The organism is Pseudomonadota bacterium, assembly GCA_030859565.1.
GTDB lineage: Bacteria > Pseudomonadota > Gammaproteobacteria > JACCXJ01 > JACCXJ01 > USCg-Taylor.
This window is the reverse complement of the sequence record JALZJW010000228.1, coordinates 1-3,968: the sequence shown is the minus strand read 5'-3', so window position 1 is coordinate 3,968 and position 3,968 is coordinate 1. Positions and strand designations below refer to the sequence as shown.

At 59.3% G+C, this 3,968-nt stretch carries 4 protein-coding genes; all 4 read right to left on the bottom strand.

Features of this window, described 5'->3' with window-relative positions; translation table 11 throughout:
- Window positions 1–199, bottom strand: a 199-nt coding sequence (locus M3436_19805) for a hypothetical protein (protein ID MDQ3566225.1), incomplete at its 3' end; no start/stop codon positions are given.
- Between the two features lie 992 nt (window positions 200–1,191).
- Window positions 1,192–1,842 (bottom strand): transposase, encoded by a 651-nt coding sequence (locus M3436_19800; protein MDQ3566224.1) that lies wholly within the window; start codon window positions 1,840–1,842, stop codon window positions 1,192–1,194.
- On the bottom strand, window positions 1,740–2,471 hold the full coding sequence (locus tag M3436_19795) for a hypothetical protein (GenBank protein MDQ3566223.1): 732 nt from the start codon (window positions 2,469–2,471) through the stop codon (window positions 1,740–1,742). The genes M3436_19800 and M3436_19795 overlap by 103 nt, the downstream gene beginning before the upstream one ends.
- A gap of 348 nt (window positions 2,472–2,819) precedes the next feature.
- Window positions 2,820–3,968 (bottom strand): c-type cytochrome biogenesis protein CcmI (gene ccmI, locus M3436_19790; GenBank protein ID MDQ3566222.1); only part of this gene is annotated, 1,149 nt, incomplete at its 5' end.

Sequence of the window (3,968 nt, the reverse complement as noted above, 5' to 3'; positions counted from 1 at the left end):
CTTCCTCGAACTGCGCTTGGGTAAGCGATCCGCGGCCGAGATCGTCGCCTAGCTCCTGGAAGCGTTGGCGGTAAACCGCGAGCGCCGCTTCCTGCGGATCACGGCCGGGCAACTCGCTCCGGCGCACAAGCGGTGGCCCCTGAGCCGACCCTCCCCCTTGGCCCTCGCTCGCCCGAGACGCCAAAACGCTCCGAAACATAGCGCCTCGGGCCGAGGAAGGGCCCGAAATTGCCCCGATCCCAGGCCGAGGACCCGTATAGGACCCGTATGCTTGACAGCTCACGAGCCCAGCCGTACTCTACCTCTTGGCGAAAAAGGGCGTTTGAAATTCCCTATTCCTCCTATTCCTTTCCAACCTCAACCTTCAACCCTGAGTCCAAAATGAACCGTATGTGGCACAAACTGATCGCGGTCGTCCTGCTGGGCGCGTTCGCGGGCCTTGGTCAGGCCCAACTCCCCCCAATGCAGCCGACTCCGCCGGGGTCTCTTCCCAACCCCGACGAGCCCGACCTTCAAGGTGCAGCTTGTCGGCAAAGACAAACTCCGGCTGCCCGACGGGAGATATGACTACCCGGTCACGAGTTTTGTGGAGAAATCGTTCCGCACTCCGCCCAGCCCGAGGTCGTCCCAAGCGCGACGAAACCCAGCCCGTTCGGTGGAACGAAACTCGATACCAGGGTCCAATTGAAACCCGTCCCGATCATCGGAAAGTAAGTCTGACCAAAGGGGATCAGGAGTAACGCAACGCAACTCTTTAGCCACAGAGGACACAGAGAACACAGAGGAAGAACATCGTGAATTCCGATCCCTTGACAGAAGCCGTCATCACGAGCCTGTGGTTGGATATCATGGGATTCGAGCAACGTGATGCCTGTGGCAAGAAGGAGAGCATAGGTGTCGATCACAGTCAAATTCTTCGCGAGCCTGAGGGAACGCCTCGGGCAACAAGTACACATCGAGCACTGCCTTGGATACGTCAATACCGACATACTGTGTCATGGGTCTTCTCCCCTACCTTGTGAAAATACGGGCTCTAGCGCCCAAGCAACGGTTCGGGTTAGTAAGACAAACAGAGCATGGCGCATCACGCTTCTCCACGGGCTCGTGGCACCAGGTTAGGATCCTTGCTGCCATGCTCAAACCTACTCTCATACGGATTCAACTAACATACAAGGTTACATACGTTAGTTCTTAAGGAGTTGCATAAACGTGCTCCAAGCCGAGTTTGAGGCGTCCCGAGCGCTGGTCGCGCTTCGGATGGGCGCGCTGGGCGTTGTGGGATAAATACTGCAAAGCGCGTTGTAGTGTGTGATTGAATTGGCGTTGACAATGCAGCAGCGCGCGGAAGATCTCGGAGAGCGCATGATGAAGGCACATGGCGACTTTGCGGGTGGAGATGGGCGCCTGCCAGAGGCGCTGGGCCATATGGGCGCAATAACGTTTGAGCAGGGAGGCGCACAGGGCCGCCCAGAGCAGTCCCTCGGCGATGTTGGACTTAGAGGTTTCGAAGGCGTGGAGATTGGCGTAACTCTTCCACTCTTTGAACATGAGTTCCACTTGCCAGCGCAGTCGATAGGCATCGCAGATCTGTTCGGGGGCAAACTCCGGGCGCGGGAGGTTGGTCAGGAGGTAGCGCGGTCTTTTCTCCTGGGTGTTCCAAGTCACGATCAAGCGCCCCTCAAGCTCCCCCTCCCAAACGACATCGAGGTCAAGCGCTTGGTAGTTCGACACCTTGGACTTCACGCACTTGAGCGGTTGGTTCCTGAAACGTTTGATCTCCCGGCCGTCTGTGGTGTAGGCATGGCGAACCGTGGGATTGAGCGTGCCTTTGGCCTTGACGATAAAGTAGCCCCCGCAGACTGCGATCTCGCAGAGATCTCGCAGAGATACTCCTTGATGAAGAAGGCCCGATCGCCAAGAAACAATCCCCCGCTGAGCGTCTGAGCGGCAGATACGTGATGCACTTCGGACTCGCTGCCAGGGGTGAGCGTGACGATGTCCACCCCTTCGCTCAAGAGCTCCATACTGACGTGCAATTCCACCGCCGCGGGACTGATTTTCGTAAACCGCCCGGGAAAGGTTTTCTTCAAGGTTGACTTCACGGCAAAGGAGGTCCCGTCGTGGATCGTAATGCGGGTGAATCGCGCGAAGGGGCTTCCCGCCGAGAAGCGCAAGACCTCGCTCGTCAGCCTCGTCATCAAGTGTTCGCACAGGCTACGCATGAACACGGGAAAGGTACTCTTCGCCATCTGATTGTGAAACGGCTTGTATTGCACGGCGGCATCACACAACGCATTGAAGGCGCGATGAGCATCGGCGATGCTCTCCACACGCAGGGTGGCGAACACTTCAATCAAGCCAAGCGCCAGTCGATAGGGCGTGATCTCTCGTACCTGATGGCAAAACCGTACGGTCTTGCCCAAGGTATTCAACACCCCCTCGCAGAAAGTCTGTTTGAATCGATGGGCCACCGTGCTAACGTCTCTACCTCCATCCGATGTCTCCTGATTCGTTATTGGATAAACGATCAGATCGGGGGGGCACTACAAGTTTCCTTTACTTATCAATGAGTTTAAAGATCCTACCTATGTACAAGGTTAGGATGAGGGGAATCAAATCAAACACCTTTCGTCGATGCTTTCGATCCCCTCACCTCAACCCTCTCCCGGCGGGAGAGGGAGAAAAGACAATGTCTGTCCCGGAAGTACAGGGACCTTGGAGTGGTACCCCAAATTTCAAATATGTTGTGGTTAGCCTTTTTTTCACAAACTCTCAGTTGTCACGGAAGTTACGAGGTGGTTTAAACGCCCGTGCGTGGGTTAAGGCACGATACGGTCAATAGTCACAGCGATCGGTACGCTAGGGCGTTCCGTGAGCGAGATGGCGTTCGGCGTGTATCCCTCGAGATCGCCGCGCTGGGCGCGCGCTTCACCCGAAAGGGAGGCGCGGGCACCGACCACGACTGCATCGAAATTCGATAGCTTCATCTCGGGGGTCATGGCCTGCGAGTCGTCAAGTACGACGGTCGCGGGCAGGTCCCGAGCCCGGATGCGCGCGATGGCTAAAGGCATTCGGGGGCCACGAGGGGCACGGGCAAACACGAAGACTGTCGTGTCGGGACCAATCCGCTCTGTCAAGGATTTGTCCAGTGTCACCTGGACTTCGAGCCGCACCGCGTCTTTTACGCCCGTGGAGGTTCCGGCGCCGTTTTCGCCTAGTTGCGCAAGCTGCACGCGCACCAGGCGCTCCTGCTCGCTCCCCGCAGGTAACTGCTGCGCGAGCCGCTGCAAATAGCCGCGCGCCTCGGCTTTAGCGCCACGGTGGATGCTCGCCGCCGCCGCCAACCACAGTGCTCCCGGGTGTTCGGGGGCGAGCTTGAGCGCGCGTTCGATCAATTCGGCGGCTTGGCCGTCCAGCCGGCCGCCGTGCGACATCGCGATTGCGCGCGCATAATCGATGAGCAGATCGGGATTATCACCGAGAAGCCGATGCGCCCGGGCGAGTGCCGCCGTTGCCTTCACGGATTCGGCGAGCGCTAGATAGCTACGCCCGAGCAACAGCCAGCCCTCCCCAAGATCGGGGTCGGCGCCGAGCCGCGACTCGAGCGTCGCGATCGCTTCTTGGAGATGTTGGCGGCGGTTTGCCTCGTCCTCGGTCTGGCGCATCGCCGTGCCAACCTCTTCGGTAGCGCCGAGCCAGAGATAGCCGCCGGCCGAGAGGACCGGCACCACGATGGAAACGGCCAGGGCGGTGCGCCAATTGCGCGGAAGCTCTCGTGCTTGCGGCGCGATCGGCTCGGCGGGCAGGTCCCCCGCGAGTGCCGTCTCAAGCTCTTCCCGGGCTTCCTCGAACTGCGCTTGGGTAAGCGATCCGCGGCCGAGATCGTCGCCTAGCTCCTGGAAGCGTTGGCGGTAAACCGCGAGCGCCGCTTCCTGCGGATCACGGCCGGGCAACTCGCTCCGGCGCAC